The 23,590-nt window shown below is 71.0% G+C and carries 20 protein-coding genes and 1 tRNA gene; 12 read left to right on the top strand and 9 right to left on the bottom strand.

What is annotated here, in order from left to right; genetic code table 11:
• Positions 1-149: 149 nt before the first annotated feature.
• A complete protein-coding gene (locus JO379_RS17920) occupies positions 150-560 on the top strand; it encodes a VOC family protein (RefSeq protein ID WP_209515772.1) in 411 nt (136 codons plus the stop codon).
• Here the strand turns inward: JO379_RS17920 and JO379_RS17915 are convergent.
• Together JO379_RS17915 and JO379_RS17910 are read right to left on the bottom strand one after the other, a co-directional pair.
• On the bottom strand, positions 557-964 hold the full coding sequence (locus JO379_RS17915; RefSeq protein ID WP_209515769.1) for a peptidase inhibitor family I36 protein: 408 nt from the start codon (positions 962-964) through the stop codon (positions 557-559). The genes JO379_RS17920 and JO379_RS17915 overlap by 4 nt on opposite strands.
• Before the next feature lie 109 nt (positions 965-1,073).
• A complete protein-coding gene (locus JO379_RS17910; RefSeq protein WP_245381487.1) occupies positions 1,074-2,120 on the bottom strand; it encodes a methyltransferase in 1,047 nt (348 codons plus the stop codon).
• Positions 2,121-2,443: 323 nt separating this feature from the next.
• Here JO379_RS17910 and JO379_RS17905 point away from each other — a divergent pair, with 323 nt between their 5' ends.
• The 3 genes from JO379_RS17905 (at position 2,444) to istB (ending at position 6,678) form a co-directional block, all read left to right on the top strand.
• A complete protein-coding gene (locus JO379_RS17905) occupies positions 2,444-2,950 on the top strand; it encodes a carboxymuconolactone decarboxylase family protein (protein WP_209515767.1) in 507 nt (168 codons plus the stop codon).
• 1,335 nt (positions 2,951-4,285) lie between these two features.
• The gene (gene istA, locus JO379_RS17900) at positions 4,286-5,845 is read left to right on the top strand and encodes an IS21 family transposase (protein WP_209513316.1); all 1,560 of its coding nucleotides are present in this window, start codon (positions 4,286-4,288) and stop codon (positions 5,843-5,845) included.
• Complete coding sequence (istB, locus tag JO379_RS17895) at positions 5,842-6,678, top strand: IS21-like element helper ATPase IstB (RefSeq protein WP_245381325.1); 837 nt, start codon at positions 5,842-5,844, stop codon at positions 6,676-6,678. Before istA ends, istB begins: the two co-directional genes overlap by 4 nt.
• Before the next feature lie 132 nt (positions 6,679-6,810).
• On the opposite strand, the gene JO379_RS17890 is transcribed toward istB, so the two are convergent.
• The 3 genes from JO379_RS17890 to JO379_RS17880 form a co-directional block, all read right to left on the bottom strand.
• Positions 6,811-7,077 (bottom strand): hypothetical protein, encoded by a 267-nt coding sequence (locus JO379_RS17890; protein ID WP_130878475.1) that lies wholly within the window; start codon positions 7,075-7,077, stop codon positions 6,811-6,813.
• 185 nt (positions 7,078-7,262) lie between these two features.
• Positions 7,263-7,739, bottom strand: a complete 477-nt coding sequence (locus JO379_RS17885) for a DUF3995 domain-containing protein (RefSeq protein WP_209515764.1) — start codon at positions 7,737-7,739, stop codon at positions 7,263-7,265.
• A 274-nt stretch (positions 7,740-8,013) separates the two neighbouring features.
• Positions 8,014-8,100, bottom strand: a tRNA-Ser gene (locus tag JO379_RS17880).
• 243 nt (positions 8,101-8,343) lie between these two features.
• Here JO379_RS17880 and JO379_RS17875 point away from each other — a divergent pair.
• Positions 8,344-8,976 carry a TIGR00645 family protein gene (locus JO379_RS17875; protein WP_130878476.1) on the top strand — a complete coding sequence of 211 codons (633 nt, stop codon included), beginning with the start codon at positions 8,344-8,346 and terminating at the stop codon, positions 8,974-8,976.
• A 125-nt stretch (positions 8,977-9,101) separates the two neighbouring features.
• Positions 9,102-10,211 (top strand): alpha/beta hydrolase, encoded by a 1,110-nt coding sequence (locus JO379_RS17870; RefSeq protein ID WP_130878477.1) that lies wholly within the window; start codon positions 9,102-9,104, stop codon positions 10,209-10,211.
• 78 nt (positions 10,212-10,289) lie between these two features.
• On the opposite strand, the gene JO379_RS17865 is transcribed toward JO379_RS17870, so the two are convergent.
• Positions 10,290-12,017: a S1C family serine protease gene (locus tag JO379_RS17865; RefSeq protein WP_307842043.1), complete on the bottom strand. Its 1,728-nt coding sequence runs from the start codon at positions 12,015-12,017 to the stop codon at positions 10,290-10,292.
• Positions 12,018-12,177: 160 nt separating this feature from the next.
• Between JO379_RS17865 and JO379_RS17860 the strand changes: the two genes are divergently transcribed.
• The 3 genes from JO379_RS17860 (at position 12,178) to JO379_RS17850 (ending at position 14,946) form a co-directional block, all read left to right on the top strand.
• Positions 12,178-13,002: a glycerophosphodiester phosphodiesterase gene (locus JO379_RS17860; RefSeq protein ID WP_242626109.1), complete on the top strand. Its 825-nt coding sequence runs from the start codon at positions 12,178-12,180 to the stop codon at positions 13,000-13,002.
• Between the two features lie 149 nt (positions 13,003-13,151).
• Complete coding sequence (locus tag JO379_RS17855; RefSeq protein ID WP_130878811.1) at positions 13,152-13,679, top strand: ATP-binding protein; 528 nt, start codon at positions 13,152-13,154, stop codon at positions 13,677-13,679.
• Between the two features lie 298 nt (positions 13,680-13,977).
• Entirely contained in the window at positions 13,978-14,946 is a 969-nt protein-coding gene (locus tag JO379_RS17850; RefSeq protein WP_209515759.1) for a DUF5926 family protein, read from the top strand.
• Between the two features lie 668 nt (positions 14,947-15,614).
• Here JO379_RS17850 and JO379_RS17845 read toward each other — a convergent pair.
• A complete protein-coding gene (locus JO379_RS17845; RefSeq protein WP_130878481.1) occupies positions 15,615-16,358 on the bottom strand; it encodes a hypothetical protein in 744 nt (247 codons plus the stop codon).
• Between the two features lie 322 nt (positions 16,359-16,680).
• Positions 16,681-17,442, bottom strand: a complete 762-nt coding sequence (locus JO379_RS17840) for a bifunctional DNA primase/polymerase (RefSeq protein WP_209515755.1) — start codon at positions 17,440-17,442, stop codon at positions 16,681-16,683.
• Positions 17,443-18,306: 864 nt separating this feature from the next.
• Between JO379_RS17840 and JO379_RS17835 the strand changes: the two genes are divergently transcribed.
• Both JO379_RS17835 and JO379_RS17830 read left to right on the top strand, forming a co-directional pair.
• Positions 18,307-19,944 (top strand): SpoIIE family protein phosphatase, encoded by a 1,638-nt coding sequence (locus JO379_RS17835; protein ID WP_207303931.1) that lies wholly within the window; start codon positions 18,307-18,309, stop codon positions 19,942-19,944.
• Between the two features lie 191 nt (positions 19,945-20,135).
• Positions 20,136-21,596 carry an aminopeptidase P family protein gene (locus tag JO379_RS17830; protein ID WP_130878483.1) on the top strand — a complete coding sequence of 487 codons (1,461 nt, stop codon included), beginning with the start codon at positions 20,136-20,138 and terminating at the stop codon, positions 21,594-21,596.
• Between the two features lie 108 nt (positions 21,597-21,704).
• On the opposite strand, the gene JO379_RS17825 is transcribed toward JO379_RS17830, so the two are convergent.
• On the bottom strand, positions 21,705-22,220 hold the full coding sequence (locus JO379_RS17825) for a CAP domain-containing protein (RefSeq protein ID WP_209515752.1): 516 nt from the start codon (positions 22,218-22,220) through the stop codon (positions 21,705-21,707).
• A 292-nt stretch (positions 22,221-22,512) separates the two neighbouring features.
• Between JO379_RS17825 and JO379_RS17820 the strand changes: the two genes are divergently transcribed.
• The gene (locus tag JO379_RS17820; protein ID WP_130878485.1) at positions 22,513-23,514 is read left to right on the top strand and encodes a helix-turn-helix domain-containing protein; all 1,002 of its coding nucleotides are present in this window, start codon (positions 22,513-22,515) and stop codon (positions 23,512-23,514) included.
• Positions 23,515-23,590: the final 76 nt, after the last annotated feature.

Below are 23,590 nucleotides of genomic sequence, written 5' to 3'. Positions count from 1 at the left end.
GTGAACTCCCGACCGTAGGCCCGGACAAGAAACGTGATCAAGAAGGGAAACCGGCCACCCGCCGCCGGGCGGCGGCGCTCTGCCCCTGACGGGCAAGCTGAGCAGTTTTGGATAAGTTTCCGGTCGGCCTGCGCCGTAGCGTGATCCACATGTTCAACGCCATCACGCACTCGCAGATATACGTCCTCGACCAGGACGAGGCCTTCGACTTCTACGTAAACAAGCTGGGCTTGCAGGTCGCCGCCGATGTCGACATGGGCTTCATGCGCTGGCTGACCGTCAGCGTCCCCGGCCACCCGGAGCGCGAGATCCTGCTGGAGCGGCCGGGCGTGCCGGCGATGTCCGAGGAGACCGCGCAGCAGGTCCGTGAGTTGGTGACCAAGGGCGCCATGGGCGGCTGGCTCATCTTCGCCACGGACGACTGCCGCAAGACGTACGAGACGCTGCTGTCCAGGGGGGTCGAGTTCACCGAGGAGCCCACCGAGCGGCCCCACGGCATCGACTGCGGCCTCCGCGACCCCTTCGGCAACCGCATCCGCTTCACCCAGCCGAAGGGCTAGCCGCCCTCGCCGGGCGGTGTGCCGCAGCTCGGGCCGCCCGGCCCGTCGAACTGCACCGAGCTGAAGAAGTCCTGGTAGGTGGGGAAGAAGTTGCCCTTGCCGGTCGGGCCGGAGGACGTGACGGCAGTGCAGCCGGTGTAATGGGCGCCCGACCAGAGGTAGATGGTCGAAGCGGTCCGGTTCCAGTCCGACTTGGCCCGGTCGTTCATGCCGAGCGCCGCGAGGTCCGGCGTGTTCGTCCTCAGCGCGATCATGTCGCCGGTGCCGTCGAGGCCCGAGAACATGCAGTAGTAGCCGTCAGGGCACCGGTCGTACCCGTCGGCCGCACTGGCCGTGGAGACCGGCAGGACGGTGGCCGCCGCGACGGCCACCGTCGAGAGCAGGGTGCGCAAGATATTCCTCATCCACCGATGCTTCCCCGTCACTGCATCGGGCTCACACGGCCCCCAGGTGGTGCGGAAGCTGTCAGGAGCGCGAGCAACTCCCAGCACTCCCTCACGTCCCGGCCTCGGGTCATACGGCCTCGGCTTCGATGACCGAAGTCAGCGCCGGGGTCGGCAGGACGCGGTTCAGGCGGAACCCGGAGCGGGTGAGCAGGTCCTCGAACTCGGCGGCCCTGCGCTCGCGGCCCTGGAGGGTCATCAGCATGACGATGTCCAGGGCGACGGCCGGGTGCGGGGTGCCGTCGCCGGGCAGCACGGCATCGATCACCAGCAGGCGGGTTCCGGCATCCATGGCCCGGCGGACGGTGGTCAGAATGCGCAGGCAGTCCTCGTCGGGCCAGTCGTGGAGGATGTTCTTCAGCAGATATACGTCCCCGCCCCGGGGCACTGCGGCGAAGATGTCCCCGCCCTCCGTCTCCCAACGGCCCTTCAGTTCCTCGGTGTCGAGCAGGTGGCCGGCGACCGTCTCGGGCCGGTCGAAGAGGACCCCGCGCAGGCCGGGGAAGCGGGTGAGGATCTCCCGGAGCAGCCCGCCCCGGCCTCCGGCCACGTCGACGACGGTGCCGCTGTCCGGGAACGGGTAGCTGCGGGTGATCTGTTCGTTCACTCCGGAGGTGAGCGAGCTCATGGCGGTGTCGAAGAGACGGCTCTCGTCGGGCTCGGTGCCCAGGTGATCGAAGAACGGGACCGCGTAGGCGGCGTCGAAGCCGGTCTGCCCCGTACGCAAGGTGCCCGTGAGGCCGTCGGCGGAACGGCGGAACATCTCGCCGGTGAACAGTAGAACCGCTGCCCGCTGCGAGCCGGGGACGTCCGCGCGCAGCACCTCTCCGCTCCCGGTGAGGGCGAAGGTGCCGTCCTGGGCCTCGCGGAACAGTCCGCGCATGGCGAGCAGCCGCATCACGCGGCGCAGGGGGCCGGCCTGGGTGCCGGACCGGGCGGCCAGGTCCTCGGCGGTGAGCGGCCCGTCGGCCAGGAGATCGGGTATGCCGTGCAGCACGATCGCGCGCAGGGCGGACGCGTGGATGTGCCCGTACATGAGGTCGTGCAGGGGCGAGGCCGAGCGGTGGCTGTTGAGGTCGGACGGGGTGGGGTCGGGGGTGCCGGGGGTGCCGGTCAAGGGATCGCTCCTGTCGTCGTACGGGCGCGTTCGGACGTTCCTATTATTGGCTATTTATGCAGGTCAGGGCGGGTTTGGCGGGCCCTGCGGAACGCCCTGCGGGGCGGCTGGCCGCCGATCGCGGCGGACCCGACCCGACCCCCTCGGCGACGGCTGAGGACGCCGTGCGAGCCGCTCTCCGTGGCCGTAAGGGCCCTTTCTCCCGGCCGCCGCCCGCGTTTTCTGGACTCCTGGTCGGAAAAAACTGCCGCCATCGGTCACATTCCTTCGACGCGATCCGTCAGGGCAGTGACAGCAACGCACCAGCCCGATGGGAGACAACAATGACCGCGCGTTCGATCACTGCCGAGGTTCCGATGACCCCCCGGATGTCCGAGGACCCGGCGCAGCTCGTCCCCGAGGTGGCGGAGGTCTCGGCGGCCCTCTTCAAGGCCACCGGCAACCGCTCGGTGCCGCGCACCACGATCAGCCTGGTCCAGCTGCGCGCCGGCCAGATCGTCGGCAGCACGTACCTGACCGTTCTGCACACGGGTTTCCTGCGCAAGGCCGGGGAGACGGACGAGCGCATCACCTCGGTGGCGTCCTGGCAGGACTCGCCGTACTTCACCCCGGCCGAGCGCGCCGCGCTGGCTCTGGTGGAAGCCGTGCTCCAGCCCTCCGCGCACGGTGAGCGGGTCTCCGACGAGCTCTACGCCGAGGTGGCCGAACACTACGACGCCAAGGCGCTCGCCACCCTGACGATCGCGATCGGGCAGGTCAACTTCTTCATCCCGATCGCCCTCATAGCCAAGCCGGTCCCCGGCCGTTCCTTCACCGACCCCTGGAACTGAGCGCATTCCGACACGGCGTCACCTGCCCGGCGGCAGCCTGAAGTGCAGTCCACCGCCCAGCAAGCGGTGGACTGCACTGCTGCTTATGACAGACCGGGCTCACGCCCCCGCTTCCTGAACGGGAATGCGGGACGGATGACTACCAGTCGAGGATGACGGCGCCGTTGCTCCCCGAGTCGCCCGTCGAGCCACCCACGCCTGGCCCTCCGTTGCTACCGGTCGAGCCGGAGTTCGCTCCATGGCCGCCGTCGATGCCCCCGCCGGAGAGTGCCCCTCTCCCCCCGCTGCCGAAACTGAAGTCGAACGGGGCCAGGTTCGGATACAGCGCGTAGCCCCGGCCACCGCCACCGCCGGACAGCTGCCGGGCTCCTCCCTTCCCTGCCTGCCCGCCACCGCTGCGCGCCGCTGCACGCGTTCCTTGTGCGCCCGTAGCTCCCGCGTTTCCGGTCTTGCCCAGGGCTGCCGTGTACGTTCCGTTCCGGGCAGCGCACTTGGTGCCCAAAGACGCCCTGTCGGCCCCGGCCGGTGCGCCTCCGCGCCCGCCGGCGCCACCTGCCCCGCCGTCTTCACCAGCACTTCCGCCGGAGCCGCCCATACCGCCTGCGCCGGGCCCCCGGCCACCGTCGGCCCAGACAAGGCTGCCGAGGCTGCTGCGTCCGCCTGGCTTGCCCGGAGCACCAGCCGTACCGTTGCCCCCATTTTCCTCAAAATAGGAAGTGTGCGCAGAGGTGGCCACGCGGCGTCCGCCCCTCGGACCTCCATCGCCGGGGCTCCCGCCCTTGCCGCCCTTGCCTACCTTGATGGCAAGAACCTGGTGTGGCTTGACCTTCAGGACACACCGAACGAAGGCCCCACTGCTGCCGCCTCCACCCACCCCGCCGGAACCGCCGCCACCACCGCCCCTGCTCGGGTCGGCCTCAGCCTGTCCCCTTCCGCCGCCGCCACCTCCGCCACCGCCCCCGCCACCGGCTCCGGCCCCCCATACGAAGGCGGTGATCTGAGTGACCCCCTTCGGGACCCTGAACTTGGTGTCCTTCTTGAAGATCGTGAACGGCTCGGGCGCCTTCGATGCCGCCTGCGCCGCGGGCACGGTCAGAACCGGGACGGCCGACGCGAGCAGTACCGCAGCGGACAAGGTTGCCGCCTGAGAGCGGACAGCGCAAGATCCTTGTAGGCGGACGGGACGGCCCCCGCTGGGCGGACAGCTGATCTCCCTCTCCGTGGACCCATTCGTGTCGGTTCCGAACAGACGATCCCTCCGGGGGTTGGCTCAGTGCTGCCTGGCATTGAGACCGACCACCCGGAGGGACGTTGAAGAAGTCTGACAGGGAGATCATGGAAATCTTCGAGGCCCTGGACGCCACTGAATGTGCGCATTCCGCGGCTGCGCTGGCGGGGGTCGATCCCAAGACCGTGCGACGTTACGCACGGATGAGGGACACCGGTCGGCCAACCGGTCTCGTCCGCCGGCCGAAGATGATCGACCCGTTCATGCCGAAGATCGAGGAGTGGGTCGACCGATCGCAGGGCAGGGTGCGGGCCGACAAGCTCCACGACCGCCTGGTCCTGCTGGGGTTCACCGGTGATGAGCGCACGACCCGGCGGGCGGTGGCGAAGGCGAAGGAAGCCTGGCGGGCCGGGAACCAGCGGACCTATCGGCCCTGGATCACCGAGCCGGGGCTGTGGTTGCAGTTCGACTGGGGCTGGGGGCCGAAGGTCCCGGGCCCGGGCGGCGGTGAGCCCCGCGTGACGCTGTTGTTCTGCGCGTGGCTGGCCTGGTCGCGGTTCCGGGTGGTGATCCCGACCTGGGACCGGACTCTGCCGACGCTGGTGACCTGCATCGACTCGACCTTGCGGGCGATCGGCGGGGCGCCGACCTATGCGCTGACCGACAACGAGAAGACGGTCACGATCGACCGGGTCGCCGGCATCGCGGTCCGTCATCCCCAAGTCGTCGCGACGGGGCGGCATTACGGGATGCAGGTTCACACGTGTGTCCCCTTCGATCCCGAGTCCAAAGGCGGGTCGGAGGCGACGGTCCGCATCGCGAAGGCGGATCTGGTGCCCACGACGGCGAATCTCCGCAAGGAGTACGACTCGTTCGCCGAGCTCCGCGGCGAGTGCGCGATCTTCTGCCAGACGGTGAACAACCGGACCCACCGCGAGACGGGCAAGGCTCCGTCCTCGATGCTCGACGTCGAGCGGACCAGGCTGCATCCGCTGCCGCCGGCGCCTCACACGCTCGCGCTGGGCGAGTCGAGACAGGTGCTGCGGGACCAGACCGTCCGTTTCGGGTCCGTGCGCTATTCGACGCCGTCCGGGCTGGTCGGCCAGGAAGCCTGGGTGAGGGTCGACGGCGACGAGCTGGTCGTCGTGGCCGACCTGTCGAAGCTGGCTCACCGGCCGGAATGGATGCAGGGCCCGGCCGGCCTGGCGGAAGTCGCCCGGCACGAGATCGCTCTGCCCGGCCGTCCGGTCATCCTCGCCGAGCACTATCCCAACCACCCGCAGGAGATGGACGGTTCACCGAAGCCGCCGCGGCCCCGGCCCGTCGATGCCGCCGAGGAAGCCTTCCTCGCGCTCGGTCCCGGGGCGAAGTCCTGGCTGATCGAGGCCGCTGCGGCGGGGACCACCCGGATGCGGGTGAAGATGGCCGCCGCCGTCGAGCTCGCGGCCCTGGTCAGTGTCGCCGAGGTCGACATGTCGCTGGGGCTTGCCGCGACCGCGGGCCGATTCGCCGAGGACGACCTGCTCTCCATCGTCCAGCATCGCAAGTCCGGCGTCCGTCCCGCCGACCTCGTCGTCGCCGACGAGGCCCACTCCGTTCAGCCCGGCACTTCCGCCTGGGCTGACTTCGGCCGCAACGGCGGCCCGGCAGAAAGGAATCTTCCATGACCGGCATCGCGTTGCTGGACCCGGAAACCGACCAGCCCGTCCCGGCCCCGTCTCCGGTCCCCTCCTCACCGGCCCCGCCGCCGATCCCGGCCGATCTGGAATCCGTCCTGAAGCGGATGCGGTTCCCCTACTTGCGCAAGGCGGCCCCGGACGTGCTGGCCACCGCCCGGTCGCAACGCTGGGACCCGGCCGAAGTGCTGCGGATCCTGCTGGAAGAGGAGATCAAGGGCCGGGAGGCGGCGACCCGCCGCAGCCACCGCAAGCAGGCGAACCTGCCCACCGGCAAGACGTTCAGCTCCTGGCGGGAGGAGGACTCCTCCATCCCCGCTCCGACCCAGCAGGCCCTGATGACGCTGGAATGGGTCGGCCGGTCGGAGAACCTCGCCATCGCCGGCCCGTCGGGCACCGGCAAGAGCCACTTCGCCGAGGCCCTGGCCCACAAGGCCATCGACCGGGGCATGCAAGTCGCCTGGTTCAGCCTCGAATCGCTGACCGCCCACGTCGGCCGGGCCACCGTCGACAACTCCGTCGCGAAGGCGATCGCGAAGATCACCCGGGCCAACCTCATCATCCTGGACGACATCGGGATGCTGCCGTCCGGCCAGGCCGCCGCCGAGGCGTTCTACCGGGTGATCGATGCCGCCTACGAACGCAGGTCCGTGATCGTGACCTCGAACCTGCATCCGTCGGGATTCGACTCGATCATGCCCAAGACGCTCGCCACGGCAGCAGTCGACCGGCTGTTGCATCACGCGCACATCGTCCTGACCGAGGGCAGCAGCCTCCGGCTCACCCAGGCAACCACGGGCAAGGGCGTCAAGCCACTGCACTGAGCCAGTCGAGGGACGAAAAGTCACACCGCACAAGGAGATGAACTGTCCGCCCACAAAGAGGTGCAATGTCCGCTCACCCGGATGACCGCGTGTCCGTGGACACCGCCCGCCTGGACAGGCGCTGCCCAACCCTCATGAGCCGTTGCTGTCGTTGTCGGCACCGTTCAGCCCGGAGTTCGCCTGCCCTGCGGTGCACGTCGCGGTGTCCAGGAGGGTGCCCGTCAACTTGTTGGACTGCTGCGGGACATCGTTGGCCGGGTTGCCGTTCGTGTGCGCCGGAACGGTGTCCGAGCAGACGCTCGTGTCCGCCACAGCCGTACCCGACGCGGCCAGCCCCAGCGCACCGGCAAGGCCCCCCACAGCCGCAACGAGCCCAACAACACCGGAAAGCTTCTTCATGACCACTCGACCTCCAGCCGTCGATCACCCCCGGACAACCCGAGAGCGACACCCCTGTAACCAGGGACGACCGGAAGTAGTTATGTGTGATTACCAGTACGTGTGATGACTTTCCGCCGCTCACCCATCACCCTTGCGGGCTCCCGTGGCCGGCCGGGCCGGGACCCGAACCCGGCACTCTCACGTCACCGGGTGGCGGGCTGCGGTTGTGACCTGCCGGCGCGGAGGGTGGCGAGGCCGAAGGCCAGTCCACCGACGATGAACCAGGGGTTCCAGAGGGCCAGCGTCCAGGCCCGCTGCCCCTCGCTCACGGAGGCGTCCAGCGGCGTGGCGTTGGTCAGCAACAGCACCTCGACACCGATGCCACGGGCCAGCAGAAGCGCACTGACGCCCCACCCCAGCCACCTCGCCGGCACGGACCGGGGCAGCAGCCACGCCAGCAGGGCACCGAGGAGACACAGCGCCCCCACACCCCACAGACCGGCCACGACGAACCACAGCGGGCGCTCGGCGGCCAGCGGACCGGCGGAGACGCTCAGCCCCACGTCACCGCCGAGGGCCCAGTAGAAGTGCAACCCGGCGAAGGCGACCGCCCAGCCGCCTGCGACGCGCCCCCACAACGCGGGCTGCCCCGCGTCCGTTCCCCCTGGCTCGCGCTTCACCGTCGGCAACACAAACGACCGCCCCGTACGCCTGCGCAGCCACGGCATCAAGCGCACCAACGACACGGCCCACATCGCCACGGCTGACCCCCGTCACCCTCAACACAGTTGACGGTCGGGAAACGGCGGAGGGGCCGGCGTCGTTCCCTCGGATGCGCGGGCCGGGAGAACTCGGGACGTCGCGGCGCCTGCCGAGCTCACTGCCCGACCTCATGCGAAAGGGGTGCGCCCGGACTCGGGGCACCCCTTCTCACCTGGCCGGACGGCCACACGGCGGAGAGTGTGGGATTTGAACCCACGGTGACATCGCTGCCACGACGGTTTTCAAGACCGTTCCCTTAGGCCGCTCGGGCAACTCTCCCCACGCCACCCACTGGGCGACGCGGGGACAGCCTACCGGGTGGACGAATCCGCTGTGCGGCCCTGGTCGAGGGATGGGACGGAAGGTCAGCGCGTAGCCGTCCCCGTGCCGCAGGAACACCGTGGCCTGCCCCGGCTTCCCGTCCGGGCCGATCACCCACATGGGGGAAGTCTTGGATGACCGTCTCTAAGCGGCAACCGTGTGGGCATTGTGGGCTGAAGGCCGCAAAAAGGGGGCGGGGTCGTGGCGGTTGTTCGCGGCAGGGGCGGGCCCAAGGTCTCGGGCAGGGCAGGTGAGGCCGTCCCGTCGCTGGGCTATGCCCTCTTCGCGACCCGCTGGCTGCAGGCTCCTCTGTACTTCGGGCTCGTGGCCGCGCAGGCCGTGTATGTCTACGAGTTCTTCGGCGAGCTGTGGAGTTTGATCCACGGGGTGGTGACGGGGCACGCGGACGAGGACATGGTGATGCTCAACGTGCTCAAGCTCGTCGACGTCGTCATGATCGCCAACCTTCTGATCATGGTGATCGTCGGCGGCTACGAGACGTTCGTCTCGCGCATCGGCCTGCACGGTCACAGGGACCAGCCCGAATGGCTGTCGCACGTCAACTCCAACGTGCTGAAGGTCAAGCTCGCCATGGCGATCGTCGGGATCTCCTCGATCCACCTGCTGCAGATGTTCGTCAGCATCCACGACGCCTCCCAGCGTGAGCTCATCTGGGGGACCACGATCCACATGGCCTTCATCTTCTCGGCGTGCATCCTCGCCTACATGGCAGGACCGATGGAGGCCAGAGCCCAGTCCCTCGGGCTCAACTCCCGCCATGTCCCGCCCCAGCCCTGCGCTTGCGCCGCTGACGGCGAAGCGCATCACGGTTGATGAGCGAGTGATCATGCCGGTGGAACGCATCGTGCCGGACTTTTATCTACCCCGTTGCGCACCCCCTGGCGGTGCGTCCGGGCGGTGACGCCCGGGACGAGGTCCGGCAGGGAGTTTTCTGAACCATGGGAATGACAAGTACCAGCGCTGTGGTGGTGGCCGTGCTCGGCACGGTGCTGTTATTCGCTCTCACCGTCTGGTGCTGGCCACGCCTGGCACGGCGGGGGTGGCGACCGGTCCTGAGCCGGGTCGGACTGGTCTGCGCGATTCAGGCGCTGCTGTTCTCCTCGATCGGCCTCGCGGTGAACAGGGACATGCTCATCTACGGGTCCTGGGACGAGCTCTTCGGCTGGGAGAAGGGCGTGGACTTCGACGAGAAGTCGGCCGGCGGCTCGGGCGTGCAGCTGATCGGGAAGCAGAAACCCGATGTACCCGGCGCCGGAAAGCCCCACATCAGCGGCGAGATACAGAAAATCAACGTGCAGGGAGAGCGGTCCCGGATCGCCACCCCCGCTTATGTCTATCTGCCGCCGGAGTACTTCCAGAAGGCATACGAGAAGAAGACGTTTCCCGCCGCGGTGGTACTGACCGGATTCCCCGGCACCGCCGAGAACCTGCTCAAGGGGCTGCGGTACCCGAAGACGGCGTGGACGCAGGTCAAGCAGAAGAAGATGCAGCCGATGATCCTCGTCATGATGCGGCCCACCGTCGCACCGCCGCGCAACACCCAGTGCGTCGACATTCCCGGCGGTCCGCAGACGGAGACGTTCTTCGGCAAGGACCTCACGAAGGCGCTCTCCGGCACCTACCGCACCGGCACCAAGGCGCGTAACTGGGGCTTCATCGGTGATTCCACCGGCGGCTACTGCGCACTGAAGATCGGCCTGGAGCACCCGGAGACCTATGCGGCCAGCGTGGGCCTGTCAGCCGACTACAAGCCCGAGATAGACAAGGACTCCGGCGACCTCTTCCACGGCAACAAGCGCGAGGAGAAGCGGGCCGACCTGCTGTGGAGCCTGGACCACTTGCCGCAGGGCAACTCGTCCTTCCTGGTCACCACGTCCAAGCAGGGGGAGTCCAACTTCAAGGCCACCCAGCGGTTCATCTCGAAGGTGAAAGCGCCCGCACGCGTCTCATCGATCACGCTCGACAGCGGCGGTCACAACTTCAAGACCTGGAACCGCGAGATACCGCCCTCGCTGCGGTGGCTCAGCAGCCGGCTCTCCGCGGAGTGAGCGACCGGAGTGAATGTGCGGGGTGAGTGATATGCCTCCCCGCGCCGTCCGTTGGCCGGCGCGGGGAGGCATGGAGACTCAGTTGTCGCCGTCGCGCTCGCCCAGGGTGATCTCCACCGTGGACGACTTGCCGTCGCGGGTGTAGGTCAGCTGGACCTTGTCACCCGGCTTGTGGGTCCAGATCTCGCTGATCAGGGTCGGGCCGCTGTCGATCGTCGTGTCGTCGAGCTTGGTGATCACGTCGCCCGGCTTGAGGCCCGCCTTGTCGGCCGGGCCGCCGGGGGTGACGGCCGGGGTGTTCTTGGCACCGGTGGGGGCGATCTTGGCGCCCGCGCCGGTGTCCTTCATGTTCACCGTGGCGGCGATGACCGGGTAGACCGGCTTGCCGGTCTTGATGAGCGTGTCCGCGACGTTCTTGGCCTGGTTGATCGGGATCGCGAAGCCCAGGCCGATGCTGCCGGACTGCTGCTGTCCGCCGCCGAAGCCGCCGCCGGAACCGGCGGACTGGATCGCGGAGTTGATGCCGATCACCGCGCCCTGGGCGTTGAGCAGCGGACCGCCGGAGTTGCCCGGGTTGATCGAGGCGTCCGTCTGGAGCGCGCTCATGTACGACGCGTTTCCGCTGCCGCCACCATCGCTGGAGGCCACCGGGCGCTTCTTCGCGCTCACGATGCCCGTGGTGACCGTGCCGGACAGACCGAAGGGCGCGCCGATCGCGACCGTCGCGTCACCGACCGCCGTCCGCTCGGAGTCACCCAGCGGCAGCGGCTTGAGGGTGCCCGCGGGGGCGTCCTTCAGCTTGAGGACCGCGACGTCGTAGCCCTGAGCGCGGCCGACCACCTCGGCCTCGTACTTCTTGCCGTTCGAGAACGTGGCACGGAGCTTGCCGCCCTCGGCCGCCGACGCGACGACGTGGTTGTTGGTGAGGATGTGGCCTTCCTTGTCGTACACGAAGCCGGTGCCCGTGCCGCCCTCGCCACTGCTGCTCTGCGCCTCGATGGTGACGACGCTCGGCAGCGCCTTGTTCGCGATGGCCGCCACCGAACCCGGGGAGCGGCTCTCCACCTTGGGGTCGCCGGATGCGGAGATCGTCGTCGAGTCACCCGACTCATTGCGGTCGGCCGCCCAGTAGCCGATGCCGCCGCCGACACCGCCCGCGACGAGCGCCGCCGCGAGCACGGCCGCCACGAGGCCGCCGGAGCGCTTGCGCGCCGGCGGGGGCGGCGGGGCGCCCCACGCCATGCCCGGACCCACGGGTCCGGCGCCACCGGCTCCGCCGTACGGCTGCTGCGGCGCGCCGCCACCGCCGTACCAGCCGCCACCGCCCTGGCCGGCGGCTCCGGCTCCGGCGCCCGCGTACATGGGCTGCGGGTGGGCCTGCGGCTGCTGCTGGTGGTGCGTCTGGGGCTCAGGGGCAGCTGGAGCTGCCGGCGCCGCCGGTGCGGACGACGGGCCCGTCATCGGCTTCGGCTCGACGGCCGGGAGCTGCGACGTCCGCTCGGCCGCCGGGAGCTGCGTCGTCTGCTCCACGGGCGGAAGCTGCGACGTCTGCTCGGCCGCCGGGAGCTGCGTGGTCCGCTCCTCCGGCGGGAGCTGTGTCGTCCGCTCGGCCTGCCCGTGATCCGCGTCAGCGGGGACCGCGTCCCGCACCGGCTCCGCCGTGGGCGGCTCCGTGGGGACGGGCGGAACCGGAGGAGCCTCGGGAGCGGCCGGAGTGGGGCGCTCCGCTTCGGCGGCCGGCGTCGAAGACTCCGCATCCCGCCCAGCCGCATGCGGAACGGCGGCGCCCTCGTTCTCGGTGCTCACAGCTGTCTCCTCAATCAACAACAGAAAGTTTTCCGCTAACAGCTTTTCCCATGGCACGTCAGACCGCCGTAAGCGGAGACTGTGCCCTCGTCCATCGTCCTTTACCTCGGACAAAATGGACCGCATGCGCGATTGTGCCAGGCGGTGGCACGATAACGCGGTGACCCATGCGCACCCGGCCCGGGACTTTCCTTCCGAGCGCCAGCCCCCCGCCGTCATCGCCCACCGCGGGGCCTCCGAGGATGCCCCGGAACACACCCTGGCCGCCTACCGCAAAGCCATCGAGGACGGCGCCGACGCGCTGGAGTGCGATGTGCGGCTGACCGCCGACGGGCATCTCGTCTGCGTCCACGACCGCCGCGTCAATCGCACCTCCAACGGGCGCGGGGCCGTCTCCACCATGGAGCTGTCCAAGCTCTCGGCCCTCGACTTCGGATCCTGGAAGGGCCAGGCCACCGACGCCGAGGCGCCCGACCGTGACAGTACGTCCGTCCTCACCCTCGAGCGCCTCCTCGAACTCGTCGCCGACTCCGGGCGCCGGGTCGAGCTCGCCATCGAGACCAAGCACCCGACCCGCTGGGCGGGCCAGGTCGAGGAGCGGCTGCTCGACCTCCTCGGCCGCTTCGGGCTCGCCGCCCCGGCCGTGGGGCAGCCCTCGCCCGTCCGGGTGATGAGCTTCTCGGCCCGGTCCCTGCACCGGGTGCGGGCGGCCGCGCCCGCCATTCCGACCGTCTATCTGATGCAGTTCGTCTCACCGCGCCTCCGCGACGGACGGCTGCCCCCCGGGGTGCGCATCGCGGGCCCGAGCATCCGGATCATCCGCAACAACCCCGGCTACGTGGCGCGGCTGCACCGCGCTGGCCACCAGGTGCACGTCTGGACCGTGAACGATCAGGCCGACGTCGAGCTGTGCGCCCGGCTCGGGGTCGACGCGGTGATCACAAACCGGCCCAAGGCGGTACTTTCCCAACTCGGGCGCCCCTAGTGCCCATTACATGGAGTGCACCGGCGCGTTCGGTGCGTATCCGGCCGCCACAAGTGCCTCACCCCGTCCAGGATGGCCGGTTTCCGGTCCAGGCCATTGGGGCATCCATCCCCTGACGTGGGGCAAAGGAGGTCTCGGGGGTGGCGTTGATGGTGGCACAGGAGGTGGCCACGTCGTCGATCATGGCCGTACCCCATGGTCCCGCCGGCGTGGGTGAGGCGAGACACCGGATGCGGAGGGACCTGCGCGTCAGCGGGGTGCCGGATTCGGTCATCGACGACGCGGTGCTGGTCCTTTCGGAGTTGCTCAGCAACGCGTACCGGCACGGACGACCGCTCAGCCTGTCGAACGGCGAGTGCGACGGCGCGGAGAACGGCGGCATACGCGCCGCCTGGCACATGGACCGGCGCGGCCGGCTGACCGTCGAGGTCACGGACGGTGGCGGCCCGACCCGGCCCTTTCCGGCCACCCCTTCGGTGACCGCGCGCGGCGGCCGGGGTCTGAACATCATCAGCGCGATCTCCCAGGACTGGGGCGTCCGGGACGCCGGTGCATCCGGCGAGGTGACCGTCTGGGCCGCGCTCTCCGCTACCGCGCATGCCGCGCATGAGTTTCCTTCTTCGCGCATCCCCCTCGACCCGGAGCTCGCTTTCTCGGATCTCGACGGTCTGACGTAGAACCGCGACGCGCGTAGACGGCGGTAGCCGTTTGCCGTTTGCCTGACCGGCGGTCGCGTCCCTCGGCGGGATCGCCGACCGTCCCCCGGGCCATGACGGCCTTCGGCTGCGGGCCGTCGTTGCCGCCTGCGGCGGCGAGCGCCCTGCGGGCGCGTCCTCAAACGCCGGACGGGCTGCTATGTGCCTCAGCAAGCCCACCCGTCGGCTGCCGCTGAGCGCGAGCGACCCCGCGCTAGGCTCGCGCTCGTACGCGCCGGCCCGTACGAGCCGGTAGGACCGATACGGGAGATGCACAGCCATGGCCAAGAAGCGCCGCCCTCAGAACAAGGCCGCCACGCCGCAGGCCGGCGACGGCACCATCCCCGTCGTCGGTGCCCGTGAGCCCTGCCCCTGCGGCTCGGGCCGTCGCTACAAGGCCTGCCACGGGCGCGAGGCCTCGCACGCCGTCGTCGAGCTCGTGCAGCGGCCCTTCGAGGGGCTGCCCGGGGAGGCCGACTGGGTCGCGCTGCGCGAGCTGGTGCCCGCCGCGACCGTGGAGCTCAAGCTCAAGGGCGGGCTGCCCGAGGGCGTGCCGTCGGTGACGCTGGCCACCGTGCTGCCGATGGCCTGGCCCGCGCTGCGCCGCGACAACGGCGCCGTGCTGCTGGGTCTGCAGAACGACACCCCGTCCGGCGACCTGAGCCGCGACCTCGCCGCCACCCTCCAGCGCGCCCTGGAGGCCGCCCCCGGCAGCCCCGTCGCCGCCGAGCGCACCGGGGCGGAGGGCCCGCGCCTCCAGGACCTGCTGGACCCGGAGGGCCCGTTCGAGCCGGCCGTCCACACGGGCTTCGAGTTCTGGGTCGAGAACGCCGAGAACGCCACCGGTGACGTCGCCGCGTCGCTGGAGCGGGCCAACGCCGCCGCGATCCCGACCGTCCGGCTGTCCGGGGTCGACGCCGCGTACTGGTGCGAGGTTCCGGACAAGAACCACCTGCGCTGGGTCATGACCGTCCCGGAGGAGAAGCTGCTGGACGCCCTCGCCCGGCTGCACGTCACCGGCGCGACCTCGCTCGGCGAGGGAACGCGCCTGGTCGGGTCGTTCCGCGCGCACGGGCTGATCGTCCCCGTCTGGGACCTGCCGAGCGAGATGGGCGCCCAGGACGTCGAGAAGCCGGCGGCGGCCTTCGCGGAGCGGCTGGCCGAGGCGCTCGCCGACGAGTCCCCGCTGACCGCGGAGGAGCGGCGCGCCCGCGGCGGCCTCACCAGCCGTCAGGTGACCTTGAACTGACGGCTTGGGGGCCGTGGCCTCCGGCGGTCACACCGGAAGCCCTGCCCGCGCCTGCCGGAAGCCCCGGTGAACCCACCGGGGACCGTCGGCGGTTCCCCTCGAACGGCCGACGGTCCCCAGCGAGCCCGGTGGTTCCCTCCGGAAGCCCCGGACTCCCCCACCGGGGAAGCCGGTGGCCTCCACCCGTGAGCCCCGGGCGTCGCCGGTGGCCCCCGTTGATGCCCGCCGGAGCCCCCGGGCGGTCTCCGCCGGGGGCCCCAGCCGTCCCCACCGGGGAGCCCAGCCGTCCGCACCGAGGACCCCGCCGAGCCCTCAGGAGGATCCGTATCCGCTTCCGGAGGGCGTCATTCACGTGACTCCTGTCACAACTCCCGCTGTCAGCCCGGAAATCGGCGTCCGGAAATCCGCGATCGAATTTGCGAACCGCCGATCTCTTGTTACGGTTCTAGGAGCCCGGTCGCTGGTGCATCCCCCGTCGCCAGCGACCGGGCGTTTCCATGCCCGGAATCCGGCCCGCCGATCGGCCGGGTCCCCGGCCCGGCCGTCGAGCGGCCGCACCGCGTCCCACGTGCCTGTTCACATGGCCTTCCATGACGCCTTCCAGCCCCCGCGAGGCCCCCCGCCGCAGCCCTGGCCCGGGCACCGGACGCCCGTACGTCCGCGGGCCGCTAATCCTCCTCGGGCTCCGGCGAGTTGCTCCCGGACCGGAGCATGAGGTTCCCCTTCGTTGAAGCGATCTCCGCGACCGCCGTATACGAGCCATGTCCCCGAACCGTCGGTTCGCGGGGCGTCTCGCAGGCGTCGGGATCATCGGAGGCGCTCAGCCGGCAGTGCACCTGGACCGTCCGCCCGTCCGGCGCCATGAGGGTCAGCACGGCCGTCAGGGGCTCGCCCGTGGCATTGCGGTAGTACGTGCGGGCCCAGGTCTCGCTCCCCTGCGTCAGGACGCAGGTCTGTGCCTCGGCGCCGTCGGGCGAGGAGAGTTCGGGGCCGCACTGGGCCGAGCTGCGGGCCGGGAGGACCGCCACCGCGTCATCGGGATCGGTCGACGACGGTCCGCCCTCCGGACGGCCGTCCCGGGCCTTGCCGTCGGCGTTCTCCGGAAGCGCGGCGCTCCCGGCAGCCTCACTGGCCCCACCGGCCTCAGAAGGCCCTCCAGGCGCGAGAGGCTCCTCCGCCTCACCCGCACCGCGCGCCGCGTCCCTGGAGGTGCCCCGGGCCTCGTCACGGGTCATGTCCTGGGCCTTGTCCGGGCCCTGCGCGCCCGCGCTGCCCGCCGGGCCCGCCGTCGCGGCGGCCAGCGGCAGGACGACGGCCAGGGCCACCGCGCTCGCGAGCGCGACCATCCGCAGATTCGCCGCCCGTTGCTGAGCCGCGCTGGGCTCTCCGGGCAGACGGGACGCACGCTCCATGGGGACCACCTGCAACTCGCCGCGGACGCTGGATCGCGGGGGCGGATTCGACCCACACCCCCGCCGGACCGACGGCGCCCGGCACGGCATCCGACGCAGGCCCTCATCCGCAAGATAGCGGGCACGGTAGGGCTCGCAGGGCGACCGCGCGGCCGTTGCTGTGGTTCTTCTGTCGGCTTTCACTCCAAGGAGTGAGAGCGCGTGCGTCTCCCGTCCGTACGCGCTCTCGTCCGCCCACAGGACCCACCCCGGCACACCGGCGACACGCGGCATCCACTGCTCCGCGCCCCGTCAACCCCGTCGGCCCCACCGGACTGTGTGATCAGTACGCGAGCTTGCTGCCGCCCCCGGGCGTGCCCGCGCTCTCCTCCACCAGGACGTCGACCACCGTGGCCACGTCGGGCAGCCACGGCCGCGCCGTGGGCTGTCCGGTCGTCCGGCCCACGCGGAGCGCCACGGCCGCGCCGACCCTGCCGCCGAAAGCCGTGCGGCCCTCCGTGCCGTCCTGGCCCGGCTGCACCGGCGGCCGCTCCCAGCGGACCCGGCCCGTGGCGGTGGGCGACGGCGGCAGGACCACATAGCCGCCCTCGCCGTGGAAGCGCAGCGACCCGGGCACCCAGTCCTGGCTGTGCAGCAGCTCGCCGAGGACTTCGAGGGAGTAGGGGGCCACCAGCAGGGACCAGCGGGTGGGGGTCGCGATCACGGGGCCGATCCGCACGCCCGCGCGGTCGAACGCCGCCAGGGCCCGGGCCCCGGCGACGGCCGGCAGGCTCACCGCGCACGGCGCCTTGCCGCCCGTGGCGAGCACGACGGGGGCGTCGGGCCGGTTGGTCCACCACCAGCGGACCATCCGCGCGTCCGTGGTCGCGGCCAGCAGGCCCGGGTCGAACGGGTGGGCGCCGGGGACCACGCAGTCCGGCTGGGGGCAGCCGCACTCGCGCGGCCGGCCGCCCGGCCGCAGCCCGACGCCGGGGAGTACGGGCCATTGCCACTCCGTGGCGTAGGCCAGGGCCGCGGTGAGTACCGCCGACCGGCCACCGCGCCGAAGCGAGAGCTTGCGTCGCCTTCCGAGGATCTCGCGCATGAGCGCTCGTTCCTTTCCGTAAACGCCGAAGGTGGGGCCCCGGTCCTGGACAGGGGCCGTATCGCACTACCTGAATCGCACTACTTGAATCGCACTGCCTGAATCGCACTACACGGCACTTCGCACGGTCCGCATGGGAACTGAACGGGAACCGCTGGGGAACTGCTGGGGAACTCCGTGGGCCTTCGTGGGACTACGTCTTCCGTGAACTGCGTCTTCGTGAAACTGCGTCTTCATGGGACTACATGGCACTACGGGCACTACGTGGCGCGTCGCGCGACGCGCCGTGGCCCTTTCGAGGCCTGCACACCACATGGATCACGAGTCACTGCGCGTACGACGCAGCGCATCACGCCGCGGGCCGAGCGTGAAACCTGGCGAGGGGTGGCGCGCGCATGGCGCTTCGTGCTGGCCGTGCACCCCTCGCCCGCGGCGTGGGTTGCCCCTCGCCATGAGGGACGGGCGTGACCGTTGACGGTAAAGACGCCAGGGCCCGCCGCCGGGTTGCGGGGCGGCCCCAACTACCCCTGGCCTTCACCGAGTACGTACCCGCCGCGGTCGGCATGACGCACTGTTGAACAACGCCAGTCGACCGCAAATCACAGGCCTCAGGACTATTTTCCGGCCAACTTGGAAACCTCCCAGACACCACCAATCCCACTGGTCCAATGCTGGACATCCCCTTACTCGGGCGTGTACATGTGGAGGCATTGATAGCGCGCAACACGACAGGGGGTTTGCGATGCTATTGAGCAGCACGCACAGGCCGCTGGGCTGGTCACGATGGCTTGGCCGGGTGCCCCGAACCGTCCCCCGCCGCCCCTTCTCTCGCACTGGCGTACGCCTTGCACCGGGCAGCAGGCCATGACTGCCCCCCACCTGCCGAAAGTGGCCGGAATCGACTCCCCGGTCCCCGCACCCGCGCACACTTCCGCCCCTGTCGCGCCTTCGGCCCTCGCCGGTGAGAACACCGGCCCGGCCCCCACCACGGCCGCCCTCCCCGCGCCCGCCACCGGCCCGCCCGGCGAGCCCCCGCTCTCCCCCCTCGCGCTGAACGCCCTGGTCCAGGACCGCCTCGCCGGCTGGATCTACGACCTGACCACGCTCCAGGAGCTGACCGAGCGGCTCGCCCGCACCGGCACGCTGGACGACGCCCTGCACGAACTCCTGCGCGCCGGGTCCACGCTCGTCGGCGCCCGCCGCGGCCTCGTCACCCTGCGGCCCGACGACGGGCTCGCCCCTCCCGTGACCGTCGGCCTCGGCCTCGGCCGCTCCGACCTCGGCCACATCGAGACGATCCCGCGGCCCGCCTCCTCCGCGCCCCCCTCCCCCGGCGCGCCCCCCTCCTACGGGCAACTGCTCGACGACCTCCCGCCCGTCGGCAACCGGTCCGGCACCGCCCACCCCGACATCGCGGGCGAGGACGGTCTCGACCCGCGTTACCGCGAGGTCGCGGCCCGCCTGGGCTACGCCGCCAGCTACGCGGTACCGCTGGAGTCCGACCCGCCGGGCCCGTCGGCCGGTCCGGAGGACGCCACGGGCAGGCTCGGCGCGGCCGTCTGGCTCTACGACGAGCCGGCCGAACCCACCGAGCGCCAGCGGCACCTGATCGGCCTCTACTGCGGCTACGCCACCGAGCACCTCGCCCGTCTCGTCGAGCTGACCCGCGCCCGCGAGACCATCGCCACCCTCCGCGAGGAGCTGCTCCCCAGCCGTCTCCCCCGGGTCGCCGGGGTCCGGCTCGCCGTCCGGCACCGGCCCGGGCCGCGCGGCGGCGGTGCCTGGTACGACGCGCTGCCGCTGCCCGAGGGCGCGCTCGGCCTCGCCGTGGGCGGAATTACTGGTTCCGGTCCGAGTGCCGTCGCCGCGATGGGCCGGCTGCGGGCCTCCCTGCGCGCGTACGCCGTCATGGAGGGCGAGGACCCGGTCGCCGTCCTCTCCGACCTCGAACTCCTGCTGCGGCTGACCGAGCCCGCCCGCGCGGCCACCGCGCTCTTCGCCTACTGCGAGACCGTGGAGGACCCCCTGACCGGGGACCGGGCGCGCAAGGTCGTCCTGGCCGGGGCCGGGCACTGTCCGCCGCTGATCATCGGCGACCACCGCACCGAGTACGTGGAGACCTCGCTGTCCGCGCCGCTGGGCATGCTCGCCTGCTGGGAGGCCCCCAGCGTGGAGATCGAGCCCGCGCCGGGAGAGACGCTCCTCTTCTACAGCGACGGGCTGCTGCACCGCACCGGCGAGGCCATGGACCGCGCCTTCACCCGGCTGCACAAGGCGGCGGCGAGCGTGCCGCGGGCCCTGCGGCACGACCCGGACGCCATCGCCGACCACGTCCTGCGGGCCGTGCTGCCGCCGGAGCGCCCCGCGGAGCCCCTCGCGGGGACCGCCGGGGCCGACGCGGAGCGCGACCGGGCCGCCGCCGGGGCGCTGGCCGCCGCCGCGGCGGCGACGGCCGGGGACAGCGGCGAGGACGTGATCCTGCTCGTCGCCCACTTCGAGTGACGTCGCCGTCGCCGTACGGGAAGCCCCACTGCACGCGTCCGAAAACCACTGATCCGTACCGCTGATCCCCACCGCCGAACCGCACGGCTGATCCATATGACAGTCAGTACGGCCTTCCTTCCGACGTAACCTTCTCCGCCGCTTTCCTCCGCACTTACGATGGGTAGCGGCCCCGTCCGAGGAGGAATGCAGTGACCGAGCAGCAGCCCGCGCCCGAGAACCCCGAGGGTGACGAGCCGATCAAGCAGCGGAAGAACGGTCTGTATCCGGCCGTCTCCGACGAGCTTGCCGAGAACATGAAGTCCGGCTGGGCCGACACCGAGCTGCGCGATCTGCGGCCGATAGCCCAGGCGCCGGACACCGCCCGCCGCCGTGCGGACCTCTCCGCGCGTTTCCCCGGTGAGCGTCTGGTGATCCCCGCGGGCAATCTGAAGACCCGCTCGAACGACACCGAGTACAGCTTCCGCGCCTCCACCGAGTACGTGTACCTCACCGGCGACCAGACCCAGGACGGCGTCCTGGTCCTGGAGCCGACGGGTGAGAGCGGGCACGAGGCGACGCTGTACCTGCTGCCCCGCTCGGACCGCGAGAACGGCGAGTTCTGGCTCGACGGCATGGGCGAGCTGTGGGTCGGCCGCCGCCACAGCCTCTCCGAGGCCGAGCGGCTCTACGGCATGCCCTGCCAGGACGTCCGCGAGCTGGCCGACGCCCTGCGCGACGCCTCCGGCCCGGTCCGGGCCGTCCGCGGCCACGACGCGGGCGTCGAAGCGGCCCTGACCGACAAGGTCACCGCCGAGCGCGACGAGGAGCTGCGGGTCTTCATCAGCGAGCAGCGGCTCGTGAAGGACGCCTTCGAGATAGCCGAGCTGCAGAAGGCGGTGGACTCCACGGTCCGCGGCTTCGAGGACGTGGTGAAGGTTCTCGACAAGGCCGAGGCCACCTCGGAGCGCTACATCGAAGGAACGTTCTTCCTGCGCGCCCGGGTCGAGGGCAACGACATCGGCTACGGCTCCATCTGCGCCGCCGGTCCGCACGCCACCACCCTGCACTGGGTGCGCAACGACGGCCCGGTCCGCTCCGGCGAGCTGCTGCTCCTCGACGCCGGCGTCGAGACGCACACCCTCTACACCGCGGACGTCACGCGCACGCTGCCGATCAACGGCACGTACACCGACCTCCAGCGGAAGATCTACGACGCGGTGTACGAGGCCCAGGAGGCCGGTATCGCGGCGGTCCGGCCCGGCGCGAAGTACCGCGACTTCCACGACGCCGCCCAGCGCGTCCTCGCCGAGCGGCTCGTCGAGTGGGGCCTGGTCGAGGGCCCGGTCGAGCGCGTCCTGGAGCTCGGCCTCCAGCGCCGCTGGACCCTGCACGGCACCGGCCACATGCTCGGCCTGGACGTCCACGACTGCGCGGTCGCCCGCACGGAGACCTACGTGGACGGCGTCCTGGAGCCCGGCATGGTGCTGACCGTCGAGCCCGGCCTGTACTTCCAGGCCGACGACGTGTCCGTGCCCGAGGAGTACCGCGGCATCGGCGTCCGGATCGAGGACGACATCCTCGTCACCGAGGACGGCAACCGGAACCTCTCCGACGGTCTGCCCCGGACGTCCGCCGACGTCGAGGCGTGGATGGCCGGCCTCAAGGGCTGATCCCAAGACACATCGGAGCCGCGTCCCGCTTCGTGCGGGGCGCGGCTCTTCGGCTTGTCGTGGGGTATCGCGGGGACAGGACCACTCCCGTCCCACGTCAGGCTTTCGTCACAAGGTGCCGGCCATGAGCAGGGACGAGTACGGGGTGTCGGCCACGGTCAGGGCCGCCCCCATGTGCGTGAACTCCGCGCTGAGCAGGGCCCGCTCGTGGTCGGGCTCCCCGAGCCAGTCCGCGAAGACCTTCTCGGGGTCGTCGAAGCAACCGCCGGTGTTCTCCGCGATGCCGGCGACCGGGTATCCGTACCGGTCGGCCGCGGCCCGCAGCGGGACGTAGTGACCCTGGCGCCGGCGACGGGCCTGCTCCCGGCTGCTCGTCGCGGCGGCCCCGGCCAGCCGGTCGTCGGGGCGGAGGGGGGAAAGGCCCCGGGCGGCGCGGTGGTCGTTCACCAACGCGTAGATGCGCGCCTGCCAGAGCCCGCCGTCGCCCGCGCCGGCCGCCGTTAAGCAGGAGCCGCCGGTGTCCTCCCGTACGGCCCGGGCACCCACCCGGCCGTGGGCGGTGTCCTCCTGAGCGCGGGCGAAGGGCTCGACGGGGATCTGTGCGTCCTGCGGAAACGTGATCACTTCGTACCTCTGCTTCGCTGAACCACGCGCGAGTCCGGTGCGCCCGCGCCGACGGCCCCACCCTCGCGCAGTGCCGTCAAGGAGTGATCAACCGCCGGTCAACGTCCGCCGGGACGCGGATCCGGAAGTGGCCGAATGATCATGCGTCACAACCGCGTCACAACCGTACTTTCGCCCCTGACCTGGGACTTTGCCTCGGCATTACCATCCTTGAAGTGACCGGAAGCAGCGGTCACTCATGCCGTGCCCGCCTGACCCGCGCGCACGGTGCTCAACAAGGGGGAGGGCGGACATGTGCGGCACCAGTCTGGCCGTATTCGGGATCTCGGCCATGGAGGAAAGTCTCTACCGACATTTCCTGCGAAATCCTGATACGGCGCCCGACGATATCCATCTGCGTCTCCACGTCGAACAGGACCGGGCCCAGGAGGCCGTGACCCGGCTCTCCGACCTCGGCGTGCTGCGCCGCACGGAACGCGGGACCATCGCCCCGGCCGACCCGGAAGTGGCCGTGGACCGGCTCACCGAGGTGCGGATGGCGGAGCTGTACCGCCAGCTCCAGGAAGTCACCCGGTCCAGGGCCGTGATCGCGGACCTGCGGGCGGAACAGGGCGCCAGAACGCTGCCCCCGCAGGGGGTCGAGCGGATGGAGAACGTCGCCGAGATCCGTGACCGCATCGACGACCTCGCGTTCTTCGCGCGGGAGGAGATCCTGTCGGTCGAGCCGTACGCCGCGCTCACCCCCGCCAACATCGAGCACGCCCGGCCGCTCGACCGGCGGTGCCTCCGGCGCGGTGTGCGGGTGCGCAGCGTCGTGCTGAAGGAGGCGCTCACCGACCCGCCGACCGTCCGCTATCTCCTCGAACTCGCCGCGCAGGGCGCCGAGATCAGGGTGGCGGACGACATCTCCGAGCGGATCCTCGTCTACGACCGGCGCACGGCGCTGGTCCCCGTCGATCCGGCGGACACCTCGCGCGGCGCGCTGGTCGCCCAGGAGGAGGGCCTCGTCGCCAACATCCTGGCGCTCTTCGAGAAGATCTGGAACGAGGCGGCGGATCTTGCCGCGCTGGTCGACCGCGAGGTGACGGGCGACGTCGGCGAGGGCGGGCTCTCGGAGATCGAGCAGCAGGTGCTCGAATCGATGTGCAAGGTCGGCAAGGACGAGATCGGCGCCCGCGACCTGGGGATCTCCGTACGGACGTACCGCCGGCACGTCGCCGACCTGTTGAAGATCCTCGATGCGAGCAGCCGGCCGCACGCGGCGCTGCTGGCCCGCGAGCGGGGCTGGATCTGACGCGAGACGCGCCGATGGCGCCGGGCCCGGGCTCCGGGCCCGGCCGTCCCGCGTTCCGTCCCGGCCGTCCTGCCTC

The sequence above is a fragment of the Streptomyces syringium genome, from assembly GCF_017876625.1.
Taxonomy (GTDB): domain Bacteria; phylum Actinomycetota; class Actinomycetes; order Streptomycetales; family Streptomycetaceae; genus Streptomyces; species Streptomyces syringius.
The sequence above is the reverse complement of the archived record's forward strand: the minus strand, read 5'-3'. Positions and strand labels throughout refer to the sequence as shown.